The following is a 16,616-nucleotide window of genomic DNA, read 5'->3' on the forward strand; positions in this document are numbered from 1 at the left end:
TTTCCCCCTAATTACTGACGAATGTACGAGCACGATGGTTGCGACTACACGTGCTGGAAACCTTTTATAAATGTCTCTTCAAATTATTGAGAATGACCGTGTAGGCGTTGGGCCATAAATGAACGCCTTCTACGGTGAATTCCGGCATCAAGTTACCGTTCTCGTCTGCTAAGCCTTCGTTCACGTTAATATAAGAATATCCATGCTGCTTAGCTAATTGTTCGATTGCTTCATTCGCCTCTAGAAGGTTGGCGTTTGTCCGGGTGGCAAACATCGATTTCTTCTCGGTGATATCAAGTCCGAAGTCTGCTTGTGCATTGATGGGATAGTAGGCCATCACGAATACTTCGCATTGCGGCAACCGTACTTTAATCTGATTTAAAATGTTATTGTAGTTCACAAGCAAGGTGTCTTTGCTGTACCCTTCCGTCCCAGCTCCTGCGATATCGTTCGAGCCGATGTTAATAAAGAGCTTGCTTGGCTCTAAATCAAAGATACAATCATCCATCGATTGCAGCAGGTCCGCGGTCGTCGTGCCGCCAATTCCACGATTATAGATGACGCGATCAAGACCAAGATTCAACGTCAGCTGCATTTCGTAAATCGGGAATCCTTCCATCAGAGAAGAGCCTACGAATAAGATTTGCCCTTTAAGAGCGTGCTGGTTCAGCATACGGTATTCTCTTTGCTTAGGATTCATCTCGATCACTCCCGCTATAGATAATTGTGGCTCATGCCACCTTTTAGTCTTCTATAACAACCTCCTATTAGATGCGGAAATTGGTAAAAATGACTAATAATATTGCAAGTGTATCACTGATATTCTTTTTCGTACAAGTTTCTACAAAATGAGGTATATAACCATTTCGGAATCAGTTGTTTAAATTAAATCGGCAGTTGGATCAGTCTATAAGAAACAATTAAAAAGAGCCCCTCTTTGCAAGCAGCAAAGGTGGACACTTTCGTTTCTCTCTATTATTTCCGTCAAGCTTACTTATCGGAGTCAGCCAACTGAACGAGGTAGTTCATTGTTTCACCAATGGCATCAGCCGATTGAAATTCTTTGGACAAACGCGAAACGTTTGCTTTGTAGTGCGGTTTGTTCAGCACGTCCTTGACTGCATGCAGGATTTGTTCTTTGCTCGGCTGTCCGGTCTTCAAATTAACCCCTACGCCTGCCCATTGCACGCGCGCACATACCTCGGGTTTATCCTCGGTTTTACCTGCTGTGACGAGAGGTACGCCGTAATTAATCGCCATCTGCACGCCGCCGTATCCGCCGTTCGTGACAATTGCATCCACATAAGGCAGCAGCTCATGATGCGGAATAAAGCTTTCCAGCCGCACATTGCTAGGCAGCGGAATATTCAGTTTATCCGTTGGTTTGCCGCCTGTAGTGGCTACGACCAGCACATCTTCCTGGGCTAGTGCTTGAATCGTAGGAATAAGCAGCTGATGGAAATTTTCGTTAGCGATCGTACCTTGCGTCACATGAACTACCGTACGATCCTTCAGTTCTTCCCACCATGAAGGAGGGGTAAACTCGTTCGGCCGAGCCGGCAAGAAGGGTCCGACAAACTTTACGTTAGCAGGAAGATCACTGCGCGGATATTCAAAAGAAGCGGTTGTCCCCTGAAGGAACAGGTCGCTCATCATGGCCGGCGCATTCATCAAGAAATGCGGCAGCTTGGGAAGGCCCAGGCTGAACATTAACTTATTGATATGCTTCTGTACGTCACCAAAAACAATCTTCTCCACTAGACCGCGCAACAGGTGATTGCGAATTCTCCCCATGGCGGTTGCGTTTGGCGAAATCCCCAGCCCATAAGGCGCAACGTCGCGACTGCTCAGCGTTAAAGGCAGAATACCGTATACAGCTGTTTTGGGAGCCTTGCCAGCCAGCTGCATAGGAAGCATCCCTGTGAATGCTGAATCCGTGATTACGACATCGGCAGGGAAATCCCTCAGAATTCCTGTTAAATCCTCATTGTACCCAATCATTTCATCCGTGAAAATATGCTTTAAATCAAATTTGAGCTGATTGATTCCGGCATAATCAGCTCTTCCGGGAAACCACTCTTCCAATCGGCTATCATCATAATCCTTAGCTGCCTGCACTTTAGTAAAGCGAGCGCCGGTCATTTCTATCTTTTGCTGGTATTTCGAGGTACTGTACCACATCACCTCATGACCCAGTTCCACTAATTGACGTGCGATCGGCAACCCGGGACTGATGTGACCATGAATAGGCACAACTGCGAATAAAAATTTAGCCATGATTTCTCGTCTCCAATTCTAGTTTTTAATAGTAAGATCTAGTATTTAATGTTCACTTGTTCGCGGTGAAGAACGTCCTTTAACGCGTTGATAAGCGGCTCCCGGAGTTCGTCATTGTGAAGCGCAAATTCGAGCGTCGTCAGAATAAAGCCGAGTTTCTCGCCGACGTCGTATCGAACTCCGTGGAATGGATAGGCATACATAGACTGGATCATATTTAACTTGCGCATGGCATCGGTCAGCTGAATCTCTCCACCGGATCCCGTTTCAAATAGGCTTAAATAGTCAAATATTTCTGGAGTCAATACATATCGGCCCATGATGGCCATATTAGAAGGCGCTTCTCCTAACGCCGGTTTCTCGACTAAATCGTTGATTCGGAAAAGTTCGGATCCGACTCTGGTTCCATCAACAATGCCGTAACGCTGTGTTTCTTCTTCGGGAACAGACTGTACGCCTATGATAGATGAACCAGTCTTATCGTAATGCTGAATCAATTGTTTCAAGCACGGTGTATCTGCAACGACGATATCATCCCCCAGCAGCACGGCGAAAGGTTCGTTCCCGATGAATTTCCTCGCGCACCAGATCGCATGCCCCAGACCTTTCGGTTCCTTTTGCCGTATATAATGAATGTCCACCTTCGAGGATCGCTGCACTTCTTTCAGCAGTTCCAACTTGCCCTTCTCGATTAAGTTCTGCTCCAGTTCGAACGCGGAATCGAAGTGATCTTCGATCGCTCGTTTCCCCTTTCCCGTCACGATGATGATATCCTCGATTCCGGATTCCACGGCCTCTTCGACAATATATTGAATCGTCGGTTTATCAATAATGGGGAGCATTTCCTTAGGCATCGCTTTCGTAGCCGGCAAAAACCGCGTACCTAGTCCGGCTGCGGGAATGATTGCTTTTTTGACTTTTTTCATTTCTTTCGCTCTCCAATTCCAAATCGATCTGTGAAAATAGACAACTGCCATATCGAGGCACTGAAGAACTTAGGTTGACTAGCGATCATAGCGATTCTATTGAATTGTGACATTGCTCTCTGCCTGCCTGCGAGAGATCACCTGTCACGCAAATCGAAGATGACGTGTAAGGAGTACAACACATTCGCTACTTTCTGGTCTCAAATGGCGGTTGACGTGTACAAAGTACAATTCATACCTTTCTTTCGGGTGAATATAGCAGGTTATCCGTATTTCAAATGCATGTTATACACGTGAACTACCTTTTTTCTCGGAAGACTTCGATTTGTCGTGTAGTTTGTACAACTCAAAGAGGAAACCGATAAAAACATCTATATAAACCTCTGACTTTGGAAAAAAATGCCTTCCTTAGGATCCGTGCTTTGGTTCAAATGTACCTATACTCTAGCAACATAGCAGCTTGTCCATGGTTATGACCGTTTTCGTCGATCAGATTCCATACTGTCGTATCCACAATGAAGAAGCTTCGGCCTGTACTGGAAATCCGTATGCCTGAGTATTTGTCGACGAAACCTTGTTTAGTGACTGTTTTCAAAAAGTCGTCGCGTACCTCACGCCGCATTGGTTCGGCCGTCAATCGCGATGGCGTGACCGTAAAGTGCGCCAATCCATTTCCCATAGGTTCTGAGCTGTCAGGTTACCGAAATTGAGTACCGGATCCGGATCCCGCCCGTGAGACAAGACAACGAAAGGCAGATGATACAGCCATTCGAATTCCTTGCCTGGTAATGCATCTCCTCCTTCTGACAGCTTCTTCCCTGTTAAGCGCACGTAGCTATCAATGATTAAGCGGGCATGTTCGTTGGTCGCGCCGATTCCTGTAAGTTCCATGGTAGTGTTCTCCTGTCCATACGAAATTCAGATAGATATTTGCTTTCATTTCGATTACATTCACAAAATTAATATTTATTGTTAATTTTTCATTTTATTTAATTTCTCTTCTCCTATAATCAAATTTACTGATAGTTACTCTGTATAATTAGTGTAAGGTTATATTACATATGCAACAAATCACAAAATAATGTGATGGATATAAAATAAATTATATTTTTCACGGAAATAATTCCATAAATTATCAAACACAAAAAGGCAGTCAGCTTCTCGCCTACCGCCTTCAAGGGCATTCTCTCTGTGTGATTGTTCAAACTCGAACTATGACATCTCTATTTTGAATAAACTCGGATCTTGAATTCTTCCTTAAATCCCACTGAGGGATAAACGCTCATGGCCATCGGAGTCGCAATAATGGCCGCTTCTTTGACACCACGGTGTTGCAGCTCGCGCAATACATGAGCAATAGCTGTTCTAGCATAGCCTCTTCTACGATGACCAGCTGGTGTTGCGACATTATAAATACCGACAACCCCATCCGCCTCGAACGTCGTAAGGGTAGTTACCGGTTCACCTTCCATATAGGCTACATAGTGGTGGAAAGCCTTGTCCTGAGTGGGCCCATCAACGAATATTTTACTGAAAATGTCCGCCATATTATCAGGAATTTCAAAACCGGCTAAAGCTAAGGCTCGGTAGGATTCAAGCTCTGCCTCCGATTGAACGGGACGGACGTCCAATCCATGAATAAATAGATCGGAGGTCCAATCTTCCAGCAATAATCCGAAACCTGTCATCTCTTCTATGGATTGAAACTCATTAACCTGCAAAGCCTGCTCAACGAGTTCATCCGGTTGATGCGAATAAGTCAGCCAAATGAGCTTCCTTCCTTCTGCGGCATAAGCATCTTCCAGTTCTTTCACTTCGTCAATTGGGTCTTTGGTTTCAGAGCGTTGATAGGTTAATACACTGTTAATGGGACCTAATGGAATATTGGATTCGCAACGCTGAATACGGTCTTCTTGAACGAATGTAAACATCCCGCTGCATTTGCTCAACTGCTCATATGCTTTCACATAATTATCCACGATCAATTCTTTCCTAATACTAGTCATCAACAGCTCTCTCCTTGTTGTCCGAGTTAAATATAGCGATACTCCCGAAAAGCGGCGGCTTGACCATGCTTCACACCACGCTCGTCGATCAAATTCCACACCGTAGCCTGCTCGACATAGAATCTTCTGCCCGTGCTGGAAATCCGTATTCCCGTATAATTATCAACGTATCCATGTTCATCTACAGCTCTAAATAAGCCATCCCGCTCTTCCCTATCCAGTGCCTCTGTCGTCCATCTTGACGGCGTGCCCATGAAAGCACTCCAATCCATTTCCCACAGTTCCTGCGCGGCAAGATTGCTATAATTCAGAATCGGATCCGCTTCCGGCCCATGAGACAGTACGACAACGGGAGCATGGTACAGCTGATTGAATTCATTGCCTGGCATCGCCTTCTCGTCTAAGAGCATTCTCCCTGTCAGACGCTCGTAGCTATCTATGATTAAACGAGCATACTCATTTGTCGCTCCAATTCCGACAAGTTCTTTACTGTCATTACTATGATTCTTATGATGTTCGCATAAACATTTGATGAAATCATTGATGACCAGAACATGCTTCTGCTTGGACTTAATGCCGATTAACAAATCGTTATGAATGGTCATATGCTCAAAAACCAACTTCCACCTAGGCTTTGTTGTTTCCTGATCCTTCAGCATATGGACCGGAAGCAGGCTTATTCCCACACCTTCTTCAATCGCTTTTAAGATTAACGGCATGCTTGGAATGACATGGGTTGGATTAATTAACGGCCCTTTTTTGAACATTTCTTTCCAATACCTTCTTATAATAGGGAGTTCCAGACCATAGCTGATCCATCGTTGCTCCGAAAGCCAGCTCTCCATATCCTTCAAATGCGTAAACTCAGGCACAACGGTTTCATAAGGAGCAACAACGACAAAACTTTCCTGCATCAGCCGCACGTACTCAATGCCTGGTGTTACGAATTTCCTTGGCGTTAATATGACATCCACACGTTCTTCTTTCAGAAGCTCCAATAGTTGTTCGGTATCACCGAAATAGGAAACGATATTCCATTCCATTTGGGACAAAGAAGCCATAACAATCTCGGCAAACAACTCAGGCGTCGTACCGATTCTAATCGTGTTCCTTAATGGAGACAAATTATGCTTTAATTCCATCGTTCTCTCGTCTAATGCCTCAATATGAGGTGCAACATGAGCATAAAGCTGCTTACCGCGTTCAGTTGGAACTAATTTTCGCGAAGTTCGAAAGAACAGTTGTTCACCGACTCTAGCTTCAAGCGAGGCGAGGTGCTGGCTCATCGCCGGCTGCGTCATAATCCGGGTCCTCGCGGCTTCTGAAACCGAACTGTGTTTATAAATGGCAATAAAACTTCTGTACCATTCAAAATCAACCATAACTTCTCCTTCCATTTACGCAATTAATAGCTGCTATTCATGCGCTATAGCAATTGCCATAATGTATCATGATACGGCTATTGTTTGTACTATCGTTAGGTTAGGTGGGGGATAACAAATGGTTATGAGGAGAAGATGGGCTAAAATAGCCCGCTGTTAATCGGGAGACAACCTATTCGTTCAAAATCAAATCCGCCTTGCTCTCTACAATCTGCGCGACCGATTGTGCCGTCTTCTGTCCGCTGAAGAATGCCTCGGATTCGGATATGATCACATTGTCGAGATCAGAAGGCGTCCTAACCCAGTTTTCGGCGTTCGCTAGCTTGCTCTTCAGTTGCTTCAACAGCTCTTCCTGGACGGCGACGGCAGTTCCAGAGTCCGTCTGAAACGTACCGGCAGCCAGCAGTTTGGCCGCGCTCTTGTCATAAGCAAGCTGATTAATCGGGAAGCCGCGATTGCCCCCTGCCACTCCGTCATACGTCTTGGTCTGCTGCTCCATCAGGAAGCGTAGAAATTCGTATGCCTCCTTCTTGTGCGAGGATTTCGCGTTGATACCGACCATGCCGTAGGTCTCGAAGAAGCCGCCTGCATTAGCTCCGTCTTGATGCGGCTTCGTATAGAGCTTCGGATGCGCATCTAATCCATTCGTGAGAAGGTTGCCAAACGAACCGATCGTGTTAGCGTTGAAATACGCCTTCGCATGACGAGAAGTCTCGCTTCCCCGGCCTCCTCCGTCCTTGACCAAGTCGAATGCCAGACCATCATCGAATAACGCCTTCACTTGCTGCATGAGGCCGGCAAACAACTCCCCGTCGAAGGATTGCTTGCCGTTCTTATCCGTGACCAGCGTAGAGTAACTCTCAGCGACCATCTCGCGCAGCAGCACCGACGGGAGGCTGATAAGTACATGCTGCATCGTACCCTTCTGCTGCAACTGCTTGGCGATTTCGGCAAAATCCGCCCAGGTCCAGCGGCTGTCGTCAATCTGCACGCCTGTCTTGCCGATGGCCTCGTCATCGCCGATGAAGCCGACAAGCGAAAAGTACAGCGGCATGCCATACAGCCCGCCTCCGGTTGTCGCGTGATCCAGCACGTTGGCGAAATAGTCTTCGGAGCGGTACGAGTCGTCGAGTTTCAACAGCTCGTCCAGTTCGACGAGAAGACCGCGGCGGATGTAAGCATCCAAGGGCAATACATCCAGCTCCACCAAATCAGGGCCTTTACCAGCGAGCATCGTGGTATTGGTTACGGTCACGAATTTATCCCGGTACGCCAGCGCTTCGCCCAGATCCTTCCCGGATGTCGGCGTAGCCAGAAGGTTAATATCGATGCTCGGATGCAGCTGCTCGTACTGCTGCGCGATCGTTTTCACCTGATTACTCAGAAGGTAAGTGACGAATGTCAGCTTGACTGGTTCGGATGCCGCCCCAATCGCGGATCCCTTGGCCGGCGTGTCTGTGCCACCTCCGACATTGCTGCAGGCGGCAAGCAAGAGAGCGATGACTATCGCCGTGTATGCCGTCTTTATCACGATTGGATTCCCTCGTTTCTCAAGATCTGTTTACATAATTCGGACGAATGTACTGCCGCGTAAATCCTGCACGCTGGTAGTTGCAATAAGATTTATTCTGATTCTCTTCTCCTTCGGACGGTTGTCCAGTTTCCGCAGTGAATCCAATAACTCCTGCATCAATCCCATCCGTAATCCGCCGTTTAATGATGGCGTTCTGGGCTCCTCTGCCGCGATATTCGGATACGGTTGCATCGATACCAAACCAAGCCCAATTATGATCCATAAACATAGCTCCGCAAGCCACGGGAAGATGACCATCGTATGCCACGTAAACATTCCATTTGGGTCTTCCTACCAATGCTGTGAACCACGGGATAACAGACGCAGGCAAGCCGAACCCTGCCTGCACGGCATAACCGAAATCTGCAGCATGATGCGGTATCACCAGCTTGACTTCAATCGAAGATGGCTGGGGATGACTCTCCGCAGCCCTTGCATCTCGGTAGAATTTGGCCAAACCGTTCCCGGTACGATTGAATCCATTTGCTTGAACTTGTTCTTCAAAGGTACCAAGGCGCGCAGCCGGTGCAATTTGCAAGGCGTACGACGGAGCCGCGTGTTCATTCATCCAGGCAATCGCCGGTTCCAGTTCCGCTTGGCTTACAGGATTATCACTACCTAATCCTAGAACCCGGTTGAATTCATAGATTGGCGTTCCCGGATCCGCGAGGGCAACACTCGTACCTATACGAGTACTCGAATTCTTGGAATGTCGGACATATTCTTCAGGCGCAGCGGCAAATAAATCAAACCATGCCTCTCGTTCCACTTTTTCAATTGCGTTACGAAAATAATTATCTAGGGCAGCATTCATTCTGGTTTTCTCTCCTCTTATCTAGCTCTATAGTTGCAAAGCTCTACCTCTGTATAATTAATGTAAGGTTTTATTCCATGTACAACAAATAATAAAATAAACGAGAACTCATAATAAAATTTATCAAAGGCAGCTCCATCCTATCGCCCCCCAACTCCTGGGTAGCACAAAAAACAGCAGCCTATCCGGCTGCCGTCAAAAGATTATTATTTTATTGATCAACTATCCCTCTACTAATTGATAAAATCTAATGTCACCATTTTCTGTTTCAGTTATCAATATATCATTCCGCTCTTTAACTCGGAATATCTTTGTACCCACTTCCAGTTTATTGGCTGTACCGTTTGTAAAATCTTTATCATCGTTACTTTGGCGACTGATTTCAGTTACTTGTAAGTCCTTGGTTAATTTTAACTCGTCTACCCAAGAAACTCCTGCATTATAAATGGTGTCTGCAGCCTTATTTAGCTGTCCTCCCGTTACTTCAATGAAAACGGCAGCTGATCGTGAAATCAGCTGCCGTAATTCGTAATTGAACTATTTTGCCCGTATATCGCGAAAGCAGGCCCGCGCTGTTATCATTTGTACATCTTCTGCAGCCAATCGTCTGTACCTACCGGGCAAGATGTGTAATGCTTCAGATTGTCTCCTTGAAGCTGCGGATTGCCAGTCGCATTGTAACAGACGATAAATGAACGCCGATGACGTTCCGACAAGTTCGGAGCAGAGCAGTGCAACAAATTACTATGAAAGAACAGTGCAGATCCTGGTTCCATCTCGCAGTGGACCAGCTCAAACATCTTCTCCACTTGCTTAATACGATTCGTATCGGCACCTGTTTGCTGCCCCACTCTTCCATGCTCCAGCCGGCCAAGCTTATGAGAGCCACGCAGCACCTGTAAGCATCCATTCTCACGCGTTGCAGCATCTAAGGAAATAAACACGCTGATCATATTCGGATATATAAACCCTTGATCGTACCAATAGCCGTAATCTTGATGCCACTCCCAAGCTCCGCCCGAATGCGCTTCCTTCAGCATCACTTTTCCATGAAAGAAAGCCGCGTCTTCGCCTAATAATATACGAACGCCATTAACTACGCGCGGGCAGCTTGATACGTCAGACCACATATCTGCACCAAGCTCGAACCAAAGCGCAAGTTTTGCTTTAAGGCCCTGGCTGTCACTGTTGCTGTATGTAGAACCGGCTACCCGCCCTCCGCCTTCGACCTCTTGAATCATTCGGTCAACTTCCTCACGGGTAAATAGCTTATTCACCAGCAAATAGCCATCTCTTTCATAGCGAGTCACATCTTCAAACGTCATCACCATGTTCATTCCTCCTCATAAAACAAACATAAACGCTCTCGGGATATTCCGACTTCTCGCACTATTTAGCCCTTAACACTTCCAAGGACTAATCCTGTAGTGAAATATTTCTGGATGAATGGGTAAACCACCAAGACAGGTATTGTTGCAAGGAACAACTGAGCCGCCCGGCCTGTGCGGACATTCATATAAGCAAGAATCTTAGCAGTGTCACCCTGAGCCATACGTATGACTTCTTCAAAATTAATGATCAGCGTATGCAAATAAGTCTGCAAAGGATAATTTCTGCTGTCTTGCATGTAAATCAATCCGCTAAACCAATCGTTCCAGTGAGCAACGACTGAGAACAGACCTACTGTCGCCAACGCTGGGGTCAACAGTGGCAGCATAACACGGAACAAGGTAGCAAACACGCCTGCTCCATCGATCATTGCAGCTTGCTCTATTTCTTCCGGCAGGCCTCTCATAAAATTCATCATGATGATCATGCTGAATATCGGCAGCGCTCCAGGCAGAATTAGCGACCATAGACTATTCAAAAGCCCAAGTTTTGTGACTAATATATAGGTAGGGATCAACCCCCCGTTAATAATTATTGTTAGGACAAAATAAATCATATAAATATTCCGTCCGAAAACCTTGTCCTTATTCTTTGAGAGAGGATAGGCGGTTATAACAATCAGCACAAGGTTTACGATCACGCCAAGCAACACCCGACTAATGCTTACCCACAAAGCTGGTAAAAACTTACCGCCCCGGAAGGCAAATTCATACGATACTGTCGTTAAGTCAACAGGCCAGAAAACAACCTTGCCAGCTGCAACAGCGGAAGATCCACTGAATGATATGGCCAATAGATGAATGAAAGGTATAATACATGCAATAGCTGTAAGAGATAGAACAATCGTATTAAACACAATAAAAGCTGTACGAGAAGGTGATCGATAATTCACCATGTCTTTAATCCCCTCATTTCAGAATTCTATGAGTAGACAAACAACTATAACACCCTGTAACCGGCAAATTTGTCAGCCAGATAATAGGACATAAAAATCATAAAGGCTGCAATCAAGGACTTGAACATTCCGACCGCCGTAGCGACTGAATACTGAGCCTGCTGGATACCCAAACGGTACACATAAGTGTCAATGATATCGCCAGTCGAATAAACGATCGGTGAGTATAGGTTGTAGATCTGATCAAAACCAGCGTTCAATAAGTTTCCCAGTGATAGAATGGTCATCAGAACGATTATGGGCATAATCGAAGGAATGGTGATGTACCATGTCTGCTTCCATCGTTTTGCTCCGTCCACGATAGCTGATTCATACAAACCGGGGTCTATACTGGTCAGCGCTGCCAAAAAAATAACAGTTCCGAAACCAAAGCTTTTCCATATCTCTGAGATAATCATGGTCCATCGAAATGTTTTCGGGTCGCCTAAAAATGAAATAGGCCCTATGTCAAATAAAGACAGGAACGTATTTATGATCCCCCCGCGACTTAGAATATCTATCATAACGCCTGCTAGGATTACCCAAGACAGAAAATAAGGCAAATAGATAATGGTTTGAAAAACACGCTTTGCCGAAACTTTGCGCACCTCGTTGAGCAGGAGTGAAAACACGACAGGCACAATAATACCGCCTATTATTTGGAACCCTGCTATGAATATAGTGTTCCAGATTGTCTGTACAAAGTTGGGCTGGCTAAACACACGCATAAAATTGTCGAAACCGACCCAAGGAGAATGAAAGCCCATGGACGGATTGTATCTTTGAAATGCAATGATAAGTCCATATAGCGGGATGTAATTGAATATAAATATCAAGACAACCGCGGGGATTAACAATAGATGATAGGGCCATTGCTTACTTAACGTAAACAGTAATGATTTCATCGCTGAATCCTCCTAGAAAACGGACTTTACGCTGTCAGAAATCTCCTTGCATCCTATGACAGAAGGAGATCTCTGACCGATTATTATTTCATTACTTTCCGTACATCTTGTTGACGGCTTCCGTTACTTCGTCACCGCCGGCGTGTCTCCAAGCTTCAATCAAGGTATCGAAATAGCTGATATCTTCAAGGCCCATGATAATTTTTGTATAACCCTCAGTCAGCAGGTCATCGAGTGTGGTACCGTAATCAAGCATGACCTCTGGCATTGCACCCCATACCTTGGTTTTTTTGATCTGTTCATTGTCAACATGAGCGATTCCAAGGGCGAGAGATGATGTTTCATAACCCATCTGAAGATAACGACCTAAACCAACCAAATCATGATTATTCTTCCATTTTAAGATTTCATTGTAGAACAACACCGCATTTCCTGATCCAAGATGCTCTTCACCCGTAATGACCGAAGAAGATACATCCTTGATGTCTTGATAATGGGCGAACTCAACCTTGAACGGACCGGTGATATGGTGCATTTCATTGGTGTTAAAGGGCAGGACTTCCTCAAGGGTCATGGTTCCGTTGCCAATGGCGTCATCCAGAACATCAACGTATGTGTTTATCAGCTCGACAAGTACCTCTGGGTGTTTATAGCCCTTACGGACAACATTGTATACGCTGTTGCTGAATTGTCTTGGATAATAGATTTTTTCGCCATCTATACTAGGCAGGTTCAGGGACACAAAGTAAGTGTCATCCCCTTTATTCTTAACCATGTCTGAACCGACTTGCCAGCCAGCCCAGTTTTGCTGTGCATATGTCCCGACTTCTCCATTATAGGCATCCCTCAGCATGGCAGCGCTGTCCATTGTGGCAAAGTCCTTTTTGATATAGCCTTTTTTATACCATTCAGCCCATTTGGCAAGTGCATTTTTAGTCTCGGGCAAGGTTGCGCCATAGACGATTTTGCCGTCAGGGCCATCCACCCAAATTTTGGGATAAGCGTGGAATGAACTAGCCATTTCGAAGAATGCACCGAGGGTTTTATCGAGCATGGTACCGAATTTCGCACCATTTTTCGTTTTAAACGCCTCCATCAGCTTCTCATAATCCTCAATCGTTTTGACTTCTTTAATGCCGGTTCCCTCTAACCAGTCTTTTCTTACCCATAGGAACGAAGTGGATGTTTCATCGCCATAGTGTAGTCTAGGTATCGCCATTAACTTACCATCAAACATGGCAGTTTCAACGATGTCCTGGTTTGGTTTAATCATATCTCTCAGAGATTGTGAGGCATATTCCTCGTAAGAACTCGTTAAATCCTCAAGCATACCAGCTTCCATAAGCTGGTTGAGTTGTACGATATTTACCGTGAACATATCTGGTAGTTCGCCGGATGCAATCGCAAGGTTGATCTTCGTATCGTACTCAGTCGTTACCCAATCCGCTACCACATCAATATTGAATTTTTCCTTGAACAATTTGGTCCAGAGATTATTGTTGTAATCCTCGCCTGGTGCGAACTTAGCGTTTACAATCTCAGGAAGTCCCACTCTAACCTTGATGGGTTCTTTGCTCGTCGTATCCTTGGGGTCCTCGGTGGTAGGGGCAGAGTTTGAACATGCTGCGACTGAAATTATAAGGGCAATTGTCAATATAATCCCAAGCACACGTTTGTACATTCTTCTTCCTCCTTAAGAATATTTTTTTGAAACCGCTTTCAAAAAGAACTCTTTAACCACTTTTAAAACGGTGAAACTGGCGCCTTAATCAAACTATACGATTCATAAATAAGCTGGTAAACAAACACTTTTTACGGGTATTCATTATTTGTATCTCTATATCCAAGTTACATTTATATATAGCGGCAATTTCCCTCAAGAGAAAGATTCATTTCTTGCCAACATACGATTCTTGTCCTCTGCACAAACATCGGGAATATCTATATTACTTCATAATATCCCTGTAAGCTCCTGGTGTAATACCTTCATATTGTTTAAATACTCTTGTAAAACTTACCGTACTTATATATCCTACCTCAGTAGAAATATCCCTTATGTTCGTATTCGTATTTACCAATAACTCCTTAGCCTTATCAATTCTTATCATATGTAAAAACTTTAATGGTCCAATTCCAGTACCTTTCTTAAAGGACTTTGATAAATAGGGTACGTCTATTTGAAATTCATCAGCAATCTTGGAAACATTAAGCTCCTGCAAACTATAATGCTCTTTGATATAAGACATCACCTTTTTATGAATTTCTTCGCTCTTATAAGGATCATCCCTCTTAAAATACACCTCGATGCGATCCATCATTTCATCAATTACATGTTTCAGCTCGCTTAAAGATTCACATTGTAGTAAACGATCGATAAGCTGATTATTTTGAATAAACTCTTCCCCATATGATCTCTTCAGTTCTTTCAGGGCAATGATAAGAGCATTAATAATGCTGTACATTCTGCATTTGGCTAGTTGAAATGAAGGCATATCATTAATGAACCATTCCTGTATGATGGTATTAAATATCCTTTTAGCGTTATCATAATCCATAACCAAAACATAGTTAATAAACTGATGCTCATCATGAAGTAAATGATGATGAACTTTATTATTATATCGCTGCAAATCGCTATAGGATAAAACTTCACTTCGGCCCATCAAAATATGATATTCCATAACTTCTACAGCTACTTTATAAGCTTGGGAAATGCCAGAAAAACCTTTTTCATATTGACTAATAGCAACAGAAAGGAAAATTCCGAACTTCTCCTGATTGATTTTTTTAATCTGTTGTACAATAGCTTTTATATCTCTTTCCGAACCGTGCAAATCTTCTTTCCCAACATCAACCAAACAAATACTGTAGTCATCATCTTGTAGATAAAAACCTCGAAATTTTTCGTTTACTAATTCTTCCGCAATATTTTGCACAATAAAATTAGCCATATCCAAGTTAAGATTACTGATTTCATAAAATACCATGACCACATAAAAGTTATCGTTGGAGATCTGAATATCATATAATGCAAGCATTTCCTCAATCCCGTCAAGGTGAAGCTTCCCCTTAACCATCTTAGTCATAAACTGGTTTCTTAACTTGTCCCGCTGTTTTGAGATCTGTACATTAATCACTTCTTTTTCTTTGTACACTTTTTCCAAAACATTTTTTATAAAATCATATTCGTTTTCTTCTCTAGCATAAGAATGCTTGATATCACTCCTGATAAATTGGATTAATTTATTCATTGGTTTATAATTTTTATACGCAAATAAATAGGCAACTAAGCCTCCAAATAGCAAACACAGAAACAGGGATACATATATTACACTCTTTACTTGGTTTACCCTTCCGAAATAGATATGTCGTGGTATGACCGATATATATTTCCATTGGGTAATATTTGATGTGACATGTGAAGTGACGTATTTTTTACTATTAGTAGTCGATGTAAGATTATCGAAGTTTGCCTCACTTATTAAACGGGAAGAGTCGTTTTGTTCTCCAAACAGAAAAGCTCTATTATTTTTATCAACAATCAAAATTTCATTTTCATCCATCCATTTCAATCCTTCGATCAAAGGATTTATGACCTTCTTATCGAAAACTACAATTAATTTCCCTGACATATTCTTTTTTCTGGGAATGGACAGAGATTCCATAAAAACAATTTCATTTTGCAAGTTATTAGCCTTATATGGAATAAACCCAACTTCTTTTCCTTCCAACCATTGTCTGGTTAAAGTAGAATTACTGGAGAATTCAGCTTTATCCAGTGCATCCAATGGAAACTTCCCATCATCGTATAATATGATTTTGTTATTACTAAAATAAATATATATCTCTTTAATGATGGGATTTGTGAGTTTATACTTCAGCAAATCCTTTTGTATCTGTGCCAAGTTGAAGATCTCGCCGGGCTTAAGGCTGGCGCCATAATTCATCGCTAGTTGAATTCTTTGATCCAAGCCTATTTGAAGAAAAAGTTTGCTGACTTCGCTTAGTCTGTCATCCACAATGCGCTTAACTTGATTTAATGAATTATAATGTGCTTTATCTATCTCATCCCGGATGATCTGCACAGAAATAAGATAAGCAGCAGTACTAATTATGATACTTATAAAGATAATTAAGAAGTATGAGAATAAATTCTTAAGGAACGTTTCATTCCTATTAGTCCGGTACTCTTTGTCCATATGTATATTCTACACCTCATCTCTTAAGCTAATTTGATGCTCAGCAAATACGCCACGAGATACAAGGATGTCATTCCATTTATAATTTACTTCGGAAAAGTAACCTCAATGATTTTCTGTATTGGACCAAATTTATCTGTGAATACTTGTTCTAGAATATAGATCTGATTTCCTTTTTTTAGTGGAAGACTACATTCTCTCACCAAGCCAT

The 16,616-nt window shown here is 43.4% G+C and carries 12 protein-coding genes and 1 pseudogene; all 13 read right to left on the bottom strand.

The annotated features are described in order from the left end of the window. Positions 1-64 precede the first annotated feature (64 nt). Positions 65-700 (bottom strand): GDSL-type esterase/lipase family protein, encoded by a 636-nt coding sequence (locus tag BLW29_RS28825; protein ID WP_090986213.1) that lies wholly within the window; start codon positions 698-700, stop codon positions 65-67. Positions 701-990: 290 nt separating this feature from the next. Continuing rightward, a complete protein-coding gene (locus tag BLW29_RS28830) occupies positions 991-2,277 on the bottom strand; it encodes a nucleotide disphospho-sugar-binding domain-containing protein (protein WP_090986214.1) in 1,287 nt (428 codons plus the stop codon). A 38-nt stretch (positions 2,278-2,315) separates the two neighbouring features. After that, complete coding sequence (gene galU / locus BLW29_RS28835; protein WP_090986215.1) at positions 2,316-3,203, bottom strand: UTP--glucose-1-phosphate uridylyltransferase GalU; 888 nt, start codon at positions 3,201-3,203, stop codon at positions 2,316-2,318. A gap of 427 nt (positions 3,204-3,630) precedes the next feature. Further along, positions 3,631-4,094 (bottom strand): annotated as a pseudogene (locus tag BLW29_RS32200) (MEKHLA domain-containing protein). Positions 4,095-4,426: 332 nt separating this feature from the next. Next, positions 4,427-5,209 carry a GNAT family N-acetyltransferase gene (locus tag BLW29_RS28845; RefSeq protein WP_090986217.1) on the bottom strand — a complete coding sequence of 261 codons (783 nt, stop codon included), beginning with the start codon at positions 5,207-5,209 and terminating at the stop codon, positions 4,427-4,429. 26 nt (positions 5,210-5,235) lie between these two features. Then, positions 5,236-6,606, bottom strand: coding sequence for an MEKHLA domain-containing protein (locus BLW29_RS31955; RefSeq protein ID WP_371264824.1), 1,371 nt, complete (start codon positions 6,604-6,606; stop codon positions 5,236-5,238). A gap of 157 nt (positions 6,607-6,763) precedes the next feature. Next, the gene (locus BLW29_RS28855; protein ID WP_177186854.1) at positions 6,764-8,122 is read right to left on the bottom strand and encodes an ABC transporter substrate-binding protein; all 1,359 of its coding nucleotides are present in this window, start codon (positions 8,120-8,122) and stop codon (positions 6,764-6,766) included. A gap of 19 nt (positions 8,123-8,141) precedes the next feature. Next, on the bottom strand, positions 8,142-8,978 hold the full coding sequence (locus tag BLW29_RS28860; protein ID WP_090986221.1) for a hypothetical protein: 837 nt from the start codon (positions 8,976-8,978) through the stop codon (positions 8,142-8,144). Positions 8,979-9,556: 578 nt separating this feature from the next. After that, positions 9,557-10,309, bottom strand: coding sequence for a phytanoyl-CoA dioxygenase family protein (locus BLW29_RS28865; protein ID WP_177186855.1), 753 nt, complete (start codon positions 10,307-10,309; stop codon positions 9,557-9,559). A 62-nt stretch (positions 10,310-10,371) separates the two neighbouring features. Then, positions 10,372-11,262: a carbohydrate ABC transporter permease gene (locus BLW29_RS28870; RefSeq protein ID WP_090986224.1), complete on the bottom strand. Its 891-nt coding sequence runs from the start codon at positions 11,260-11,262 to the stop codon at positions 10,372-10,374. A 44-nt stretch (positions 11,263-11,306) separates the two neighbouring features. Then, positions 11,307-12,206, bottom strand: a complete 900-nt coding sequence (locus BLW29_RS28875; protein WP_090986226.1) for an ABC transporter permease — start codon at positions 12,204-12,206, stop codon at positions 11,307-11,309. A gap of 91 nt (positions 12,207-12,297) precedes the next feature. Further along, a complete protein-coding gene (locus BLW29_RS28880; RefSeq protein ID WP_090986228.1) occupies positions 12,298-13,887 on the bottom strand; it encodes a type 2 periplasmic-binding domain-containing protein in 1,590 nt (529 codons plus the stop codon). A 265-nt stretch (positions 13,888-14,152) separates the two neighbouring features. Beyond that, entirely contained in the window at positions 14,153-16,405 is a 2,253-nt protein-coding gene (locus tag BLW29_RS28885; RefSeq protein ID WP_090986230.1) for an AraC family transcriptional regulator, read from the bottom strand. Positions 16,406-16,616: the final 211 nt, after the last annotated feature.

This window comes from Paenibacillus sp. CF384 (assembly GCF_900106745.1).
Lineage (GTDB): Bacteria > Bacillota > Bacilli > Paenibacillales > Paenibacillaceae > Paenibacillus_Z.